The 14,174-nt window shown below is 38.3% G+C and carries 15 protein-coding genes; 3 read left to right on the forward strand and 12 right to left on the reverse strand.

Going from position 1 to position 14,174, the window contains the following annotated elements:
* Positions 1-94: 94 nt before the first annotated feature.
* From hpf to D8787_RS01420, 3 genes are all read right to left on the reverse strand, one after another.
* Entirely contained in the window at positions 95-643 is a 549-nt protein-coding gene (gene hpf, locus D8787_RS01410; RefSeq protein ID WP_000599100.1) for a ribosome hibernation-promoting factor, HPF/YfiA family, read from the reverse strand.
* A 79-nt stretch (positions 644-722) separates the two neighbouring features.
* Positions 723-1,385: a ComF family protein gene (locus D8787_RS01415; RefSeq protein WP_102211457.1), complete on the reverse strand. Its 663-nt coding sequence runs from the start codon at positions 1,383-1,385 to the stop codon at positions 723-725.
* Positions 1,382-2,680, reverse strand: coding sequence for a DEAD/DEAH box helicase (locus D8787_RS01420; RefSeq protein WP_125420314.1), 1,299 nt, complete (start codon positions 2,678-2,680; stop codon positions 1,382-1,384). Before D8787_RS01420 ends, D8787_RS01415 begins: the two co-directional genes overlap by 4 nt.
* Positions 2,681-2,736: 56 nt before the next feature.
* Here D8787_RS01420 and D8787_RS01425 point away from each other — a divergent pair, with 56 nt between their 5' ends.
* Both D8787_RS01425 and cysK read left to right on the forward strand, forming a co-directional pair.
* Positions 2,737-3,372 carry a YigZ family protein gene (locus D8787_RS01425; protein ID WP_125420316.1) on the forward strand — a complete coding sequence of 212 codons (636 nt, stop codon included), beginning with the start codon at positions 2,737-2,739 and terminating at the stop codon, positions 3,370-3,372.
* Positions 3,373-3,657: 285 nt separating this feature from the next.
* A complete protein-coding gene (gene cysK, locus D8787_RS01430) occupies positions 3,658-4,584 on the forward strand; it encodes a cysteine synthase A (RefSeq protein ID WP_042901858.1) in 927 nt (308 codons plus the stop codon).
* A gap of 285 nt (positions 4,585-4,869) precedes the next feature.
* On the opposite strand, the gene tsf is transcribed toward cysK, so the two are convergent.
* Both tsf and rpsB read right to left on the reverse strand, forming a co-directional pair.
* Complete coding sequence (gene tsf, locus D8787_RS01440; RefSeq protein WP_033682512.1) at positions 4,870-5,910, reverse strand: translation elongation factor Ts; 1,041 nt, start codon at positions 5,908-5,910, stop codon at positions 4,870-4,872.
* 78 nt (positions 5,911-5,988) lie between these two features.
* Positions 5,989-6,768 (reverse strand): 30S ribosomal protein S2, encoded by a 780-nt coding sequence (gene rpsB / locus D8787_RS01445; protein WP_000268459.1) that lies wholly within the window; start codon positions 6,766-6,768, stop codon positions 5,989-5,991.
* Positions 6,769-7,050: 282 nt separating this feature from the next.
* Here rpsB and D8787_RS01450 point away from each other — a divergent pair, with 282 nt between their 5' ends.
* On the forward strand, positions 7,051-8,217 hold the full coding sequence (locus D8787_RS01450; protein WP_125420321.1) for an IS30 family transposase: 1,167 nt from the start codon (positions 7,051-7,053) through the stop codon (positions 8,215-8,217).
* Positions 8,218-8,537: 320 nt separating this feature from the next.
* Here D8787_RS01450 and pcsB read toward each other — a convergent pair whose 3' ends face one another.
* From pcsB to pgsA, 7 genes are all read right to left on the reverse strand, one after another.
* Positions 8,538-9,722 (reverse strand): peptidoglycan hydrolase PcsB, encoded by a 1,185-nt coding sequence (gene pcsB, locus D8787_RS01455; protein WP_125420323.1) that lies wholly within the window; start codon positions 9,720-9,722, stop codon positions 8,538-8,540.
* A gap of 93 nt (positions 9,723-9,815) precedes the next feature.
* A complete protein-coding gene (gene mreD / locus D8787_RS01460; protein ID WP_125420325.1) occupies positions 9,816-10,310 on the reverse strand; it encodes a rod shape-determining protein MreD in 495 nt (164 codons plus the stop codon).
* On the reverse strand, positions 10,310-11,128 hold the full coding sequence (mreC, locus tag D8787_RS01465; RefSeq protein ID WP_125420327.1) for a rod shape-determining protein MreC: 819 nt from the start codon (positions 11,126-11,128) through the stop codon (positions 10,310-10,312). Before mreC ends, mreD begins: the two co-directional genes overlap by 1 nt.
* A 58-nt stretch (positions 11,129-11,186) precedes the next feature.
* Entirely contained in the window at positions 11,187-11,981 is a 795-nt protein-coding gene (locus tag D8787_RS01470; RefSeq protein WP_125420329.1) for an energy-coupling factor transporter transmembrane component T family protein, read from the reverse strand.
* The gene (locus D8787_RS01475) at positions 11,974-12,813 is read right to left on the reverse strand and encodes an energy-coupling factor transporter ATPase (RefSeq protein WP_042901864.1); all 840 of its coding nucleotides are present in this window, start codon (positions 12,811-12,813) and stop codon (positions 11,974-11,976) included. Before D8787_RS01475 ends, D8787_RS01470 begins: the two co-directional genes overlap by 8 nt.
* Complete coding sequence (locus tag D8787_RS01480; RefSeq protein ID WP_125420331.1) at positions 12,798-13,625, reverse strand: energy-coupling factor ABC transporter ATP-binding protein; 828 nt, start codon at positions 13,623-13,625, stop codon at positions 12,798-12,800. The genes D8787_RS01475 and D8787_RS01480 overlap by 16 nt, the downstream gene beginning before the upstream one ends.
* The gene (gene pgsA, locus D8787_RS01485; RefSeq protein ID WP_042901866.1) at positions 13,622-14,167 is read right to left on the reverse strand and encodes a CDP-diacylglycerol--glycerol-3-phosphate 3-phosphatidyltransferase; all 546 of its coding nucleotides are present in this window, start codon (positions 14,165-14,167) and stop codon (positions 13,622-13,624) included. Before pgsA ends, D8787_RS01480 begins: the two co-directional genes overlap by 4 nt.
* Between the last annotated feature and the right edge of the window lie 7 nt (positions 14,168-14,174).

A 14,174-nucleotide genomic window follows, 5' to 3' on the forward strand; every position in this document is an offset into this window, starting at 1 on the left:
AAAGCGACTTTTTAAAAGTGTAATCAGTAATTCTATCAATTATAAGAAAAAGGAGGTTTACAAATCAGTAAACCTACCTTTACACATGTTCTAATTAAGATTCTTTAACCTCTAACAGACCAATTTCTCCATCCTCACGACGATAAATCACATTGGTTGTTTGATCTTCAACATCCACATAGATAAAGAAATCATGTCCCAACAAATCCATCTGTAGAATAGCTTCTTCCAAATCCATTGGTTTTAAATCAATTTGTTTTGAACGAACAACTCTAGACTGGACAACATTTGGATCTTCCACCAAAGCATCTGTAAATAATTGACTAGTTGCTACCTTGTTTTTATTTTTACGCTCGATTTTTGTTTTATTTTTACGAATCTGACGTTCAATTTTATCGGTTACAAGGTCAATTGAACCATACATATCTTGAGACACATCTTCTGCACGAAGAGTAATAGAGCCAAGCGGAATCGTCACTTCCACTTTAGCAGTTTTTTCACGATACACCTTCAAGTTAACTCGAGCATCCAACTCTTGCTCAGCTTGAAAATACTTTTCGATCTTTTCGAGTTTAGAAACTACATAATCACGAATTGCTTCTGTTACTTCTAGGTTTTCACCACGGATACTATATTTAATCATATGAGTACCTTCTTTCTAAACATTTTTGTTTTTCTGATTTCATTATAACGCTTTCATTTTGTTTTTGCAAATTTTTTCCTCATCTTACAAGGGAAAATGTTTTTACATCCTCTGCACCTGCCTCTTCCAGCAGTTTCTTCACACGATTTATAGTTGTTCCCGTAGTGTAAATATCATCTATAAGTAGTATTTTTTTAGGAATAGTAACTCCACTTTTAATAAAGAAAGGAAGTTCTGTTGCCAAGCGTTCTGAACGACTTTTAGAAGAACTAGCACTCTCTTCTCTTTTATCTAATAAATCCAGATACTTGAAACCTGCTGCTTCAACTAAACCTTCAACCTGATTAAATCCTCTGTCAGCATATCTCTCCTTACTTAATGGAATGACTACAAATTGATACTCTTTGTACTTTTTCAACTCCTCACTTAAAAATGAAGAAAAAACTTTTCTTAAAAGGAAGTCCCCATCAAACTTATATCGACTGAAAAAATCTTTCATAGCTTGATTGTAAGTGAAAATCGCTCTATGGTAGACCTTAACTCCTTCTTTACACCAAAATTGACAATCTTGACACTTTGTTGACAGTCCTATTTTCATACAGTTTGGACAGTGCTCTTCTCCAATTCTCTCAAAAGTAGAATCACAGTCTGAACAAAGACAAGAGTCATCATTCCTCAAAAGCAAGAGACTACTAAAAGTTAAAACAGTCTTCATAGTCTGCCCACATAACAAACACTTCATAAGCCTGCCTCCTTGTTCATCTGCTGAATTTCCTTAATTGCCTTCTTGATTGAAGCATTTAACCCGTCATGAAAGAAAATCAAATCTCCTGTCGGTCTATCCATGCTTCGTCCAACTCGTCCACCAATCTGAATCAAACTAGACTTGGTAAACAGACGATGGTTGGCCTCTACTACAAAAACATCCACACAAGGGAAGGTAACTCCTCGTTCCAAGATTGTCGTACTGATAAGTATTGTCAGTTCTCCATCTCGAAAAGCTTGCACTTGCTCTAATCGATTTTCTGTTACAGAAGACACAAATCCGATTTTCTCATTTGGAAATTGCTCCTGTAAGATTTCTTTTAGCTGCTCCCCTTTCTTAATTTCTGATGCAAAAATGAGTAACGGATAAGCTGTCTTTCTCTGTTTCTCAATATAAGACTTTAACTTTGGTGACAAACGATTCTTATCCAAATAGCGATTAAAATCCGATAACCAAACTGGTTTAGGAATAATCAAAGGATTCCCATGAAATCGTCTAGGCAAGCTCAATCGTTTTAATTCTCCTATGCGAACCTTCTTATCTAACTCATCTGTCGAAGTCGCCGTTAAAAAGATTCTCAACCCATTCTCCTTTACACTATTCTTGACAGCATGGTAAAGCGTAGGATTGTCAACATAAGGAAAGGCATCTACTTCATCCACTATCAGCAAATCAAAAGCTTGATAAAATTTCAATAACTGATGAGTTGTCGCAACAACTAATGGTGTTCGGAAGTACGGTTCTGATTCTCCGTGTAGCAGGGATATCTTACAAGCAAAATCATCTTGCAGGCGCTTGTATAGCTCCAAACAAACATCTATGCGAGGACTGGCCAAACATACTGCACCTCCCGCATTGATCACCTTAGCTACAACTTGATAAATCATTTCTGTCTTTCCTGCTCCTGTTACCGCATGAACCAAGGTTGGTTCTTGCTTATCTACTGCTTGAATCAGTCCCTCTGACACCTTCTCTTGAAAAGGAGTTAATTGACCACGCCATTTAAGAATATCTTGCTTCGGAAAATCCTCCTGTGGGAAATAGTATAAAGATTGATCACTCCTAACTCGCTTCATAATTAAGCACTCCCGACAATAGTAAGCACCGATAGGTAAATACCATTCTTCTAGAATAGTACTATTACAACGTTGACAGAAAAATTTCCCCTTCTCCTTTCTCATTGCTGGAAGTTTCTCTGCCAACTGACGTTCTTCTTCAGTTAATTCATTCTCAGTAAACAAACGACCGATATAACTTGGATTTACTTTCATACTTCTTTATTCGTAAAAGCCTAGCACTTTAGATGATTTTTTAGTACAATTAAATCATGGAATTTAGAACAATTAAAGAGGACGGACAAGTCCAAGAAGAAATCAAAAAATCCCGCTTTATCTGTCATGCCAAGCGTGTTTATAGCAAAGAAGAGGCTCGTGACTTCATCACTGCCATCAAAAAAGAACACTACAAAGCTACTCATAACTGCTCTGCATTTATTATTGGGGAACGTAGTGAGATTAAACGTACAAGTGATGATGGTGAGCCCAGTGGTACTGCTGGAGTTCCCATGCTTGGGGTGCTAGAAAATCACAATCTTACTAATGTCTGTGTGGTAGTGACACGCTACTTTGGTGGCATTAAGCTAGGCGCTGGCGGATTGATTCGTGCATACGCCGGCAGTGTGGCCTTAGCTGTCAAAGAAATTGGCATCATTGAAATAAAGGAACAGGCTGGCATTGCTATTCAAATGTCCTACGCTCAGTACCAAGAGTACAGTAACTTCCTTAAAGAACATAATCTCATGGAGCTGGATACAAATTTTACCGATCAAGTCGATACGATGATTTATGTTGATAAAGAAGAAAAAGAAAATATTAAAGCTACACTTGTAGAGTTTTTTAATGGAAAAGTCACTTTAACTGATCAAGGTTTACGAGAAGTTGAAGTTCCTGTAAACTTAGTGTAAATAATAGATAATACAGTGTTTCACTGACATTCTCACCGCTACTTTAATTAGCAAAATAAAAAGATATTTGCCAAGATCTACTATAAAATGAAGCAATTCAAAAAGAAAAATGATAGCGTTCTCCCTTACATCTATTTACTAAAATTAGATTATCAGAATCGCTTGAAAATTAATGGCTTAGACCTATGATATAAAAAAATCCTATCGCTTCGATAGGATTTCTATATTTTACAAATGGTATAGATAGCGTTATACTAGAGATATCTTATACAAAGAGGTATTCATATGTCTATTTATAACAATATTACTGAATTAATCGGTCAAACTCCGATTGTTAAACTCAACAACATCGTGCCAGAAGGTGCCGCGGATGTCTATGTAAAGCTTGAAGCATTTAACCCTGGTTCATCTGTAAAAGACCGTATTGCTCTTAGCATGATTGAAAAAGCTGAACAAGACGGTATTCTAAAACCGGGTGCTACTATTGTTGAAGCAACAAGTGGAAACACTGGTATTGGACTTTCATGGGTAGGTGCTGCTAAAGGGTATAAAGTTGTCATCGTTATGCCTGAAACTATGAGTGTGGAACGACGTAAGATTATCCAAGCCTATGGTGCTGAACTCGTACTTACTCCTGGTAGCGAAGGAATGAAAGGTGCTATCGCAAAAGCCCAAGAAATCGCTGCTGAACGCGATGGTTTCCTTCCTCTTCAATTTGACAATCCAGCTAATCCAGAAGTACACGAAAGAACAACAGGAGCTGAAATACTAGCTGCTTTCGGTAAAAATGGATTAGACGCCTTTGTTGCTGGAGTTGGTACTGGTGGAACAATTTCTGGTGTTTCTCATGCACTCAAATCAGCAAATTCTAACATTCAAGTTTTTGCAGTAGAGGCAGATGAATCTGCTATTCTATCTGGTGAAAAACCTGGACCACACAAAATTCAAGGTATCTCAGCTGGATTTATTCCTGATACACTAGATACAAAAGCTTATGATGGTATCGTTCGTGTAACATCAGACGATGCTCTAGCACTCGGCCGTGAAATTGGTGGAAAAGAAGGTTTCCTTGTAGGGATTTCTTCAGCTGCAGCTATCTATGGAGCAATTGAAGTTGCTAAGAAATTAGGTACAGGTAAGAAAGTCCTTGCTCTTGCACCAGATAACGGTGAACGTTATCTCTCTACAGCACTCTATGAATTTGAAGTGTAGTCTCCTAAATGCACTTGGCCCTTATTATAGGGCTTTTTATTTATACCTTGAAAAATCGACTGCAGATAAAAGGCTTTGGGCAGATAAAGGCTTGTTTGGGTTACAAGAGATGTAAACTGAGATGTAAGCGTCAAGTGAGAATTGACATAGGATTGGTACTTATGGCCAACAACCTCCTAAAATACAATAAGAGAACGACTCAAAATTAAAAAGCTAGAGTTCCGCAATTGGAAATCTCTAGCTTTTTTGTGGCTGAGAACTATTTTGTCCCAGGCTCTTCTATGATTAGTTATTCAAGGCTGCTGCCATTGTAGCTGCAACTTCAGCTTCGAAGTCATTTGCAGCTTTCTCAATACCTTCACCAACTTCAAAGCGAGCGAACTCAACTACTGAAGCGTTAACTGATTCAAGGTATGCTTCAACTGTCTTGCTGTCATCCATGATGTAGACTTGTGCAAGAAGTGTGTAAGCTTGGTCAACTTTAGTATTGTCAAGCATGAAGCGATCCATTTTACCTGGGATAATTTTGTCCCAGATTTTTTCTGGTTTGCCTTCTGCAGCCAATTCAGCTTTGATGTCAGCTTCAGCTTGGGCGATCACTTCATCAGTCAATTGTGCTTTTGATCCATACTTCAAGTGTGGAAGAGCTGGTTTGTTAACCATTGCACGGCTTTCGTTATCTTGGTCGATTACGTGGTTCAATTGTGCCAACTCATCTTTAACGAATTGCTCATCCAATTCTTTGTAAGAAAGAACTGTTGGTTTCATCGCTGCGATGTGCATTGACAATTGTTTAGCAAGAGCTTCGTCTCCACCTTCAACAACTGAAATAACACCGATACGTCCACCGTTATGTTGGTATGCTCCAAAGTGTTGTGCGTCTGTTTTTTCAATCAATGCAAAGCGACGGAATGAGATTTTTTCTCCGATAGTTGCTGTTGCAGATACGTATGCAGCTTCAAGAGTTTCTCCTGAAGGCATTGTCAAAGCAAGAGCTTCTTCATTGTTAGCAGGTTTTCCTTCTGCAATGACTTTAGCTGTAGTATTTACCAATTCAACGAATTGAGCGTTTTTCGCAACGAAGTCAGTTTCAGCGTTTACTTCAATAACTGCTGCAACATTACCGTTAACATAAACACCAGTCAAACCTTCTGCAGCAACACGATCAGCTTTCTTAGCTGCCTTAGCCATACCTTTTTCACGAAGCAATTCAATCGCTTTTTCGATGTCACCGTCTGTTTCTACAAGCGCTTTTTTAGCGTCCATAACACCGGCACCAGATTTTTCACGCAACTCTTTTACAAGTTTAGCTGTAATTTCTGCCATTTTGATTCTCCTATATTTTTTAAAAATAGGAGAGCCGGGCTAAGCCCCGCCCTCCTAGGTAATTACTATTTGTATAAATTAAGCGTTGTCGCCTTCTACAACTTCAACGATTTCTTCGATTGAATCTGCTTGAGCTTCTGAAGCTGCAAATTCTGCTTCAACTGCTGCTGCATCTTCACCTTGACGTCCTTCGATGATAGCGTCAGCCAATTTAGCTGTAATCAATTTAACAGCGCGGATAGCGTCATCGTTAGCTGGGATGATTACATCGATATCATCTGGATCAGTGTTTGTGTCCACCATCGCTACAACTGGGATTCCCAATTTTTTAGCTTCTTTAACAGCGATTTGCTCTTTATGTGGGTCAACTACGTACATAACATCTGGGATACGAGGCATATCTTCGATACCACCCAAGAATTTTTCAAGACGTGCACGTTGTTTGTTAAGAAGTGCAACTTCTTTCTTAGGAAGAACTTCGAAAGTTCCATCTTCTTCCATACGTTTGATCTCTTTCAAACGAGCGATACGTTTTTGGATTGTTCCCCAGTTTGTAAGAGTTCCACCCAACCAACGGTGGTTGATGAAGTATTGACCTGAACGTACTGCTTCTTCAGCAACTGCATCAGCTGCTTGTTTCTTAGTACCAACGAACAATACAACTGCATCGTTAGCTGCTGCATCACGCATGAAGTCGTATGCTTGGTCAGCGTATTTTACAGTTTGTTGCAAGTCGATAACGTGGATTCCGTTACGCTCTGTAAAGATGTACTTAGCCATCTTAGGGTTCCAGCGACGAGTTTGGTGACCAAAGTGTACACCAGCCTCAAGAAGTTGTTTCATTGAAATTACTGCCATGAGTATTTCTCCTTTTTGTTTTTTTCCTCTTCTTGACTTCAACTCGCAAAACGACCCAAGGGCAACTGCTTCACAATTCATCAAGAATGAGTATTATCGTTCACACGACATTTTTCATTTTACCATACTTTTCCAATATTTTCAAGCTATTTTAGTAGATTTTTAAAGTAGGTAACTTCTCAAAGTAACTTCCACTTTGCTAGCCGAAGTGGAAATTAGTCTAAAACGGATTTTTATGGTGGAATTAAGTATGAGACGTTTGAGTTAGAAATGAGGCTCACTATGACAAAACATAAACACCTTACCCTTTCAGACCGTAATGATATCCAACTGGGCTTAGAGCGCGGTGAAACCTTCAAAGCTATTGGACAATCCATTCTAAAAGACCCGACCACTGTCTCCAAAGAAGTCAAACGAAACAGACAAGTCCGAGAGTCTACATGCCATAACCTTCCTTGCCCTTTACTCGACAAAGCTCCCTTTGTCTGTAATGGTTGCCCTAAAAGAAGACAGAATTGTGGCTATAAGAAGATTTTCTACCTCGCTAAACAAGCTCAAAAACAATACGAACAAACTCTTGTCGAGTCTCGTGAAGGGACTCCCCTCAATTCCAAGACCTTCTGGGACATGGACAAAGTCATTTCTGATGGTGTTAAAAAAGGACAACACATCTATCATATCCTCAAAACTCACAACCTCGATGTTAGCTCCTCAACCGTCTATCGTCACATCCGAAAAGGGTACCTGTCTATCCCTCCTATTGACCTAGCCAGAGCCGTTAAATTCAAAGAAAGACGGAAAAGTAAGCTACCTTCCATCCCTAAAGAAGCTAAAAAAGGACGTTCCTATGAGGATTTCCAAAACTATTTAGCCCTTAAGCAACTAGACTCTTGGCTAGAAATGGATACAGTTCTGGGGAGGATGGGAGGTAAAGTCCTACTCACCTTCAATCTATCTTTCTGTAACTTTATCTTCGCTAGACTTCTGGATAATAAAACTGCCCTTGAGGTTACCAAACACCTCTATGACATCAAAAACACTCTTCACCAAGCGAACAAAGATTTCTTCCAACTCTTCCCTGTCATTCTTACCGATAATGGTGGAGAGTTTGCCAGGGTTGATGATATCGAAATGGATGTGCGAGGAGAGAGTAAACTCTTCTTTTGTGACCCTAATCGCTCTGACCAGAAAGGGAGAATTGAGAAAAATCACACGCTGATTCGTGACATTCTACCTAAGGGAACTTCTTTTGACAACTTAACTCAAGAGGACATCAATCTCATCTGCTCTCATGTCAACAGTGTCAAACGTGCTGCTTTGAATGGAAAGTCAGCCTATGAGCTCTTTGCCTTTACCTATGGAGAAGAGATTCCTAAGCTTCTCGGCATTTCTAAAATACCTGCAGAAGACGTCTGCCAGTCGTCTAAATTACTCCAACATAAATTCTAAAAACTAACCTTTAACCGCATTCAAACGTCTCACACTAACTTCCACCATAGCGGAACTTAATCTGAAACGCTTTCAGATGAGAGGATTTTGTGCGCTCTTTTTTTCGATTCTTTTTGGTTACAAAAGCAATAAAATCAAGCATTAGTAAAACCAGTGGAACTTACCCTGACACGGATTTCCACTGGTTTTTAGAATTTTTATCAGACTAACTTCCACTTGGATTAGCAGTGGAACTTAGTTTGGGAATTTACCGATTTTTAAAGTAGCTTCACTATACACAACACAAAAGAGACTCACATCTAGCCTCTTCGTTTCATTCATTAGTTTGGATAGATATATGTTACAAAACCTTCTGAAGTCGTAGTAGGATTGAACCATCCACGTTTATTTCCGATTGTACGGTTTCCACCATAGTTTGATTCAGAGACCTGGATACTTGTTGATGATGAAACCGCTGTAACCACGGCTACGTGTCCATATCCACCATCATTCCAACATGCAATAGCACCAACTTGAGGTGTAGATCCTGTACGGAATCCTGCTGCAGCTGCACTTGTAGCCCACTGTGCTCCATTACCCCAGTAGTCTCCAGCCCAAGGTGCCAATGTCTTAGCTCCCCATGTACACTCACCAGTTGGATAACTTGACGCATTTGTGCTATATGTTGGATGATGTTTCACTAGTGCAGGAGTGTAGCTTGAAGATGATTCAGAGACTGCTTGAACTTCTGCTGTAAAGGTTGTATTTCCAGAAGCAACAACTGTTTGTTCTTGACTTGCTTGTTTAGATTTATAAGCAGCTTCTGCTTCTGCAGCTGCTTTAGCTTCTGCTTCCGCTGCAGCTTTTTTCTCAAGTAAACTTGCTTTTTCATCCTCTGCTGTAGCCTTTTCAGCAGCAAGATTCAATTCTGCAGCTTTCAATTCTGCTTGTTTTGTAGTTAATGTTTGAGCATCATCAGCTAATTTTTGTTGATTTGCAATAACTGTATTGATTGCATCATTATTTGCTACTTGTTTTTCAGAAATAGCTTTTTTATCTGCTTTCTGTTGTTCCAACATCTTATTGTTTGCAGATACGATTTCGCTCATTGCAGCAACACGTGAAATAGCTTCTGTAATTGATTTCGAGTTTACAATCGTATTTATGTAACTTGTTGCAGCTCCATTTGTTTGAGCACTACGAGCTTGTTTTTGCAATGAATCATTACGAGATACAATATTCTTAGAAAGTTCTGTAATTTCACCCTCAAGCTTTTTAGATTCAGCTTGTAGTCTATCATTTTCAGATTGCAAGTTTGATTGCTCTGTTTGAATAGCAGATACTTGCTCCTGAATTTGATCAACTTGTTTTTGAGCTTCTTGTTGTTGTGCTGTTAAATTACTAATTTTATTATCTTGAGCAGCAATTTTGTCATCAGTAGTTTCTGCATGCGCGGTTGTTAAAACAGCAACTTGAGAAACCATTACTGTACTTAGTAAAAGTGACGCTAAGATTTTTTTCTTCATATTACGTAGGTACTCCTTCTATTTAAGACAATACTAGTATACCAAAAAAAGACATAATAAATATTACGCCTTTATTACATTTGTATTTCTTTCTCATAGATAAAATTTTTCAAAAATAAACTGAAAAACAATCATCCATATAAGATTTAAAGTCATTGATGGTACTAAACTATAGACTATGAACAAAGACATACTATCCACAGTTAGACCTACCACTATTGCAAGTATATATACCCCCATCTCAAATAGAAAAGTCATGACAATAATTGCCAACATTCTCGTCCAACGATTCAATAAAATAACACTATTAAATTTATGGAGAAATACCCCCAACAAGACGAATAACAAAGTCGCAATCCCTATCAAGTGGAAAAAGTAAATGTCATAGACCAAACCCACTAGAAAACAATAGGCTAAATAGAGATACTCTGATACTTCTATCGTCTCAAATAAGAGAAATAGAAAAAGAAAATGACTAGCCAACTGTACATGGGGGAAAAATGAGCCCAGAAGTTGACTAATATGGGCATCAATTAGAACAAAGAAAGGAAGCAATAAAAACACTCCAACCCGCTTCAACTGTCTCATTATGAATTCCCCACTAATTCTATCACATCTACATTATGAGTATCTGCACTCAATTTAACAGTCACTTCTCGTGTCAAATAGTCCGTACTATGCGTTGTGGCAACCACTTCACCAACAGGAATATCCGCAACATTAAAGTTTCCTAATCCACCAGTGGTCACCTTATCTCCTGCACTAATCTCACTATTACTATTTAATTGGCTAATTTTAAGAACTTCATTTTCCTTGTCATAGCCAACAATAATTCCATAAATTGTAGTAGAACCATGTTGAATTTTAACAGAAATCTTATCAGCATTTTCCGTATTTGTCAGAAGGTTGATCATAGTAGAGTTCTCCTCTACTTTTGAAACGCTCCCAATCAAACCACCATTTGCAATAGCTAACATGTTCTCAGAAGCCCCTTTTGATTTACCTGCATCCAGGGTCAATTCCTGCTTCCAAGATACTGGAGAACGCATAATAACATCTGCTGCTAAAGTCTTTGTAGCTTGCAACTTGGACTTCATATCAAGCAATTGGCGCAATTGTTCATTTTCTGTCTTTAAACTTTCCGCCTCATTTGATTTAACTTCTAATTGGTAAATCTGTTTCTTCAAACTTTCATTTTCATTATATGTTCGTGTCAAATGAGCCAAGTCTGATTTGACAGAATCAAACCATTGAAAAGGTTTTTGTACAACCCTATCAACCAATGAGATTCCATCTCCTAATTTTGTCACAATTGTACTTGAATAAGTCGTCGCTAAGAGAGCTGACACAAGAAGAACAGTGACAAAAACAATAATGACATATTTTGATTTTTTAAAACGGTTCATATCCCTACCTTTATATCAAAAACTACCACAGTAACTTTTACTCAATTCCTGAAAGCTACTAAGATTTTAAGAAAAATAAGCAACAACCAAGTACGAGAACAACAAGAATAGTCAGCGTATCCTTTCGAGTCCATTCCAATTGTCGGTATTGACTTCTGCCTTTTCCACCCTGATAACCACGCGCTTCCATGGCGATAGCCAAGGAATCTGCACGTTTTAAACTTGTCGCAAAAAGAGGAATCAAAATGGGAATCATAGCCTTCACCTTTTGAACAATACTTCCTTCACCAAAATCCACCCCACGCGCTTTCTGTGCATTCATAATCCGCGTCGTATCATCCATTAAGGTCGGAACAAAACGCAAACTCATAGATAGCATTAAACCAATTTCATGAACTGGAACTTTCACACGCTTTAAAGGCGCTAACAAAGCTTCGACAGCTGATGCCAAACTTAAGGGCATGGTCGTTAAGGTTAACAAAGTTGAAAAGAAAATAATCAATACAAAGCGACAAAAAATAATTCCAGCTTGTTGCAAAGCATAATCTGTGATTCTCACAAACGAAAACTCAAATAAAACATTCCCATTAGAAATGAAAAACAGTTGAAAAATGGTTGTGAAGGCAATCAAGAAAAACATAGACTTCAAACCCTGAATAAAAAATGAAAGAGATACTCCTGACAAGGCAATAAATATCCCTGTCGCTATAAAAAGAATTAGATTCGTCAAGGGATTATTAGCCCAAAAAACGATTAAAATCAGTAGCATCATAGCAAGCAATTTGCTACGTGGATCCAATCGGTGAACAATCGAATCTCCTGGGATATAACGCCCCAAAATCATACTATCCATTTAGCGACTCCTTGAATTCCTCTATCTTAATCGGTAATCGTTTAAATGACACGCCTCTATCAGCCAATCGTTTACAAAAGGCTGTAATTTTAGGTACTCCCAACTGCACTTCTTCCATAAAGACAACATCTTGAAAGACATCACTCGGTTTCCCCCCCTTAACTAAGCGTCCCTTTTCCATTACATAGACTTGATTCGCATATTCAGCCACATCATCCATCAAATGCGTTACTAAAACAATCGTCATCCCTGACTGGTGGAGTTTTTTGAACAGGGTCATCAACTCTTTTCTCCCTAGAGGATCTAGGCCTGCTGTGGGCTCATCTAAGACTAATATTGCTGGCTCCATGGCAAGTATGCCTGCAATGGCGACACGTCTCATTTGTCCACCTGACAGCTCAAACGGACTGCGATCAAAAAGTGATTCCTCAATTCCAACCAAAGCCAGTTTCTCACGCGCAATCTTCTCCGCATCTTCTTCAGAAACTCCAAAATTTTGCGGTCCAAAAGCAACGTCTTTCAAAACCGTTTCTTCAAAAATCTGATTTTCGGCAAACTGAAATACCAAGCCAACCTGTTTTCTAATTTGACGAATATCTTTATTTTTAGAAGTCGAGGTGATTAAAGTATCAAAAACTCGCACACTCCCTTGACTTGGTACCAATAAACCATTTAAGAGTTGTAAAATAGTTGATTTACCGCTACCTGTGTGGCCAATTAAAGCCGTATAAGAACCATCTTCAATCGTCAAAGAAACATCCAACAAAGCCGTTGAAGCTAAGGGAGTACCTTCTTGATATGTAAAACTCACATTTTCTAGAGCAATTCCCATAGCTTATCCTCTAGCTCACTTTCTGTCAAATAATTTTCAGGCAAATCATAGCCATTCTTGCTTAAAGAATTTTTTAATTGATTGGAAAAAGGAGCGTCTAATCCAATTTGATCTAAATCATTTCGAGAGAAAAGTTCCCTTGGACTACTAGTTGATTCAATTTCCCCTCTTTTCATGACCAATACGCGATCACTCATGGCAACTTCTTCCAAATCATGTGTAATGGAAATGACCGTCATATCATAGTCTTTTCGAATTCCTTTTACTGTCTCAATAAGTTCTCTACGACCCTCAGGATCTAACATACTCGTTGCTTCATCTAAGATTAAAATAGCTGGTCTTAGGGCTACAACACCTGCAATGGCCACACGTTGCTTTTGTCCACCTGATAGACGCGCCGGCTCTCTCTTTTTAAAGTCCAACATGCCAACCAAATCCAGAGCTTCTTCCACTCTCTTTTTCATTTCTTGACGAGAAAGTCCCTGATTTTCCAGACCAAAGGCTACATCATCTTCAACAGTCGCTCCAACAAATTGATTGTCTGGATTTTGAAAAACCATACCGATTTGACGACGTATATTCCAAATATTTTCCTCAGTCAAACGTTGGCCATCTATTACAATCTCTCCAGATTCCGCTTCCAATAAGCCATCAATTAACCGGACAGTCGTTGATTTACCACTACCATTATGCCCTACAATCGAAAGCCATTCTCCACGTTTTACGTGAAACGTAATATCCTTCACATCGTAGTATTTCTGATTTTCTTTATAACGAAAAGAAAGATTTTTTACATCAATTATTGATTTCATTTCGAACCAAATGTCCCTTTAAATACATAGGCACTACCCTTGAAATAATCATAGCCAGAGTAGATAGTGAAAAACAAAGCTACATAAAGTAGAACTTGACCAAGCAAAGTCCAATGTAATAGCAAGAAAATAATGGCAAACATCTGACTGAAAGTTTTAATTTTTCCAGGCATTGCTGCTGCTAAAACTTTCCCACCAGTTTCAACCAATAAAAGCCTTAAACCTGTCACAGCCAACTCACGACAGATGATTACTGCAACAATCCAAGCTGGAGCCATCCCTAGCTCAATCAACATAATAAAAGCCGACATAACTAGTAGCTTATCCGCCATTGGATCTGCAAATTTACCAAAATTACTAACCACATTCCATTTACGAGCTAAATATCCATCTAAATAGTCTGTAATACTGGCAATAGCAAAGATAATAGCTGCCACTATATGACTCTCTATCGAATTTCCTATCGTTAAAATAGAGATAAAAATAGGTATAAAGAGAATTCGACCTATTGTTAAAAGATTTGGAATTTGTTCTTTTTTCATTCGTTTT

The organism is Streptococcus mitis (genome assembly GCF_003944325.1).
In the GTDB taxonomy this organism is placed as follows: Bacteria; Bacillota; Bacilli; order Lactobacillales; family Streptococcaceae; genus Streptococcus; species Streptococcus mitis_CW.

Bases quoted from the DNA above. Each gene is read 5' to 3' on its own strand.
- hpf (WP_000599100.1), bottom strand. From the start codon at position 643: ATGATTAAATATAGTATCCGTGGTGAAAACCTAGAAGTAACAGAAGCA.
- D8787_RS01450 (WP_125420321.1), top strand. From the start codon at position 7,051: ATGACAAAACATAAACACCTTACCCTTTCAGACCGTAATGATATCCAA.
- D8787_RS01425 (WP_125420316.1), top strand. From the start codon at position 2,737: ATGGAATTTAGAACAATTAAAGAGGACGGACAAGTCCAAGAAGAAATC.
- mreD (WP_125420325.1), bottom strand. From the start codon at position 10,310: ATGAGACAGTTGAAGCGGGTTGGAGTGTTTTTATTGCTTCCTTTCTTT.
- tsf (WP_033682512.1), bottom strand. From the start codon at position 5,910: ATGGCAGAAATTACAGCTAAACTTGTAAAAGAGTTGCGTGAAAAATCT.
- D8787_RS01420 (WP_125420314.1), bottom strand. From the start codon at position 2,680: ATGAAAGTAAATCCAAGTTATATCGGTCGTTTGTTTACTGAGAATGAA.
- pgsA (WP_042901866.1), bottom strand. From the start codon at position 14,167: ATGAAAAAAGAACAAATTCCAAATCTTTTAACAATAGGTCGAATTCTC.
- D8787_RS01415 (WP_102211457.1), bottom strand. From the start codon at position 1,385: ATGAAGTGTTTGTTATGTGGGCAGACTATGAAGACTGTTTTAACTTTT.
- cysK (WP_042901858.1), top strand. From the start codon at position 3,658: ATGTCTATTTATAACAATATTACTGAATTAATCGGTCAAACTCCGATT.
- mreC (WP_125420327.1), bottom strand. From the start codon at position 11,128: ATGAACCGTTTTAAAAAATCAAAATATGTCATTATTGTTTTTGTCACT.
- D8787_RS01475 (WP_042901864.1), bottom strand. From the start codon at position 12,813: ATGGGAATTGCTCTAGAAAATGTGAGTTTTACATATCAAGAAGGTACT.
- D8787_RS01480 (WP_125420331.1), bottom strand. From the start codon at position 13,625: ATGAAATCAATAATTGATGTAAAAAATCTTTCTTTTCGTTATAAAGAA.
- rpsB (WP_000268459.1), bottom strand. From the start codon at position 6,768: ATGGCAGTAATTTCAATGAAACAACTTCTTGAGGCTGGTGTACACTTT.
- D8787_RS01470 (WP_125420329.1), bottom strand. From the start codon at position 11,981: ATGGATAGTATGATTTTGGGGCGTTATATCCCAGGAGATTCGATTGTT.
- pcsB (WP_125420323.1), bottom strand. From the start codon at position 9,722: ATGAAGAAAAAAATCTTAGCGTCACTTTTACTAAGTACAGTAATGGTT.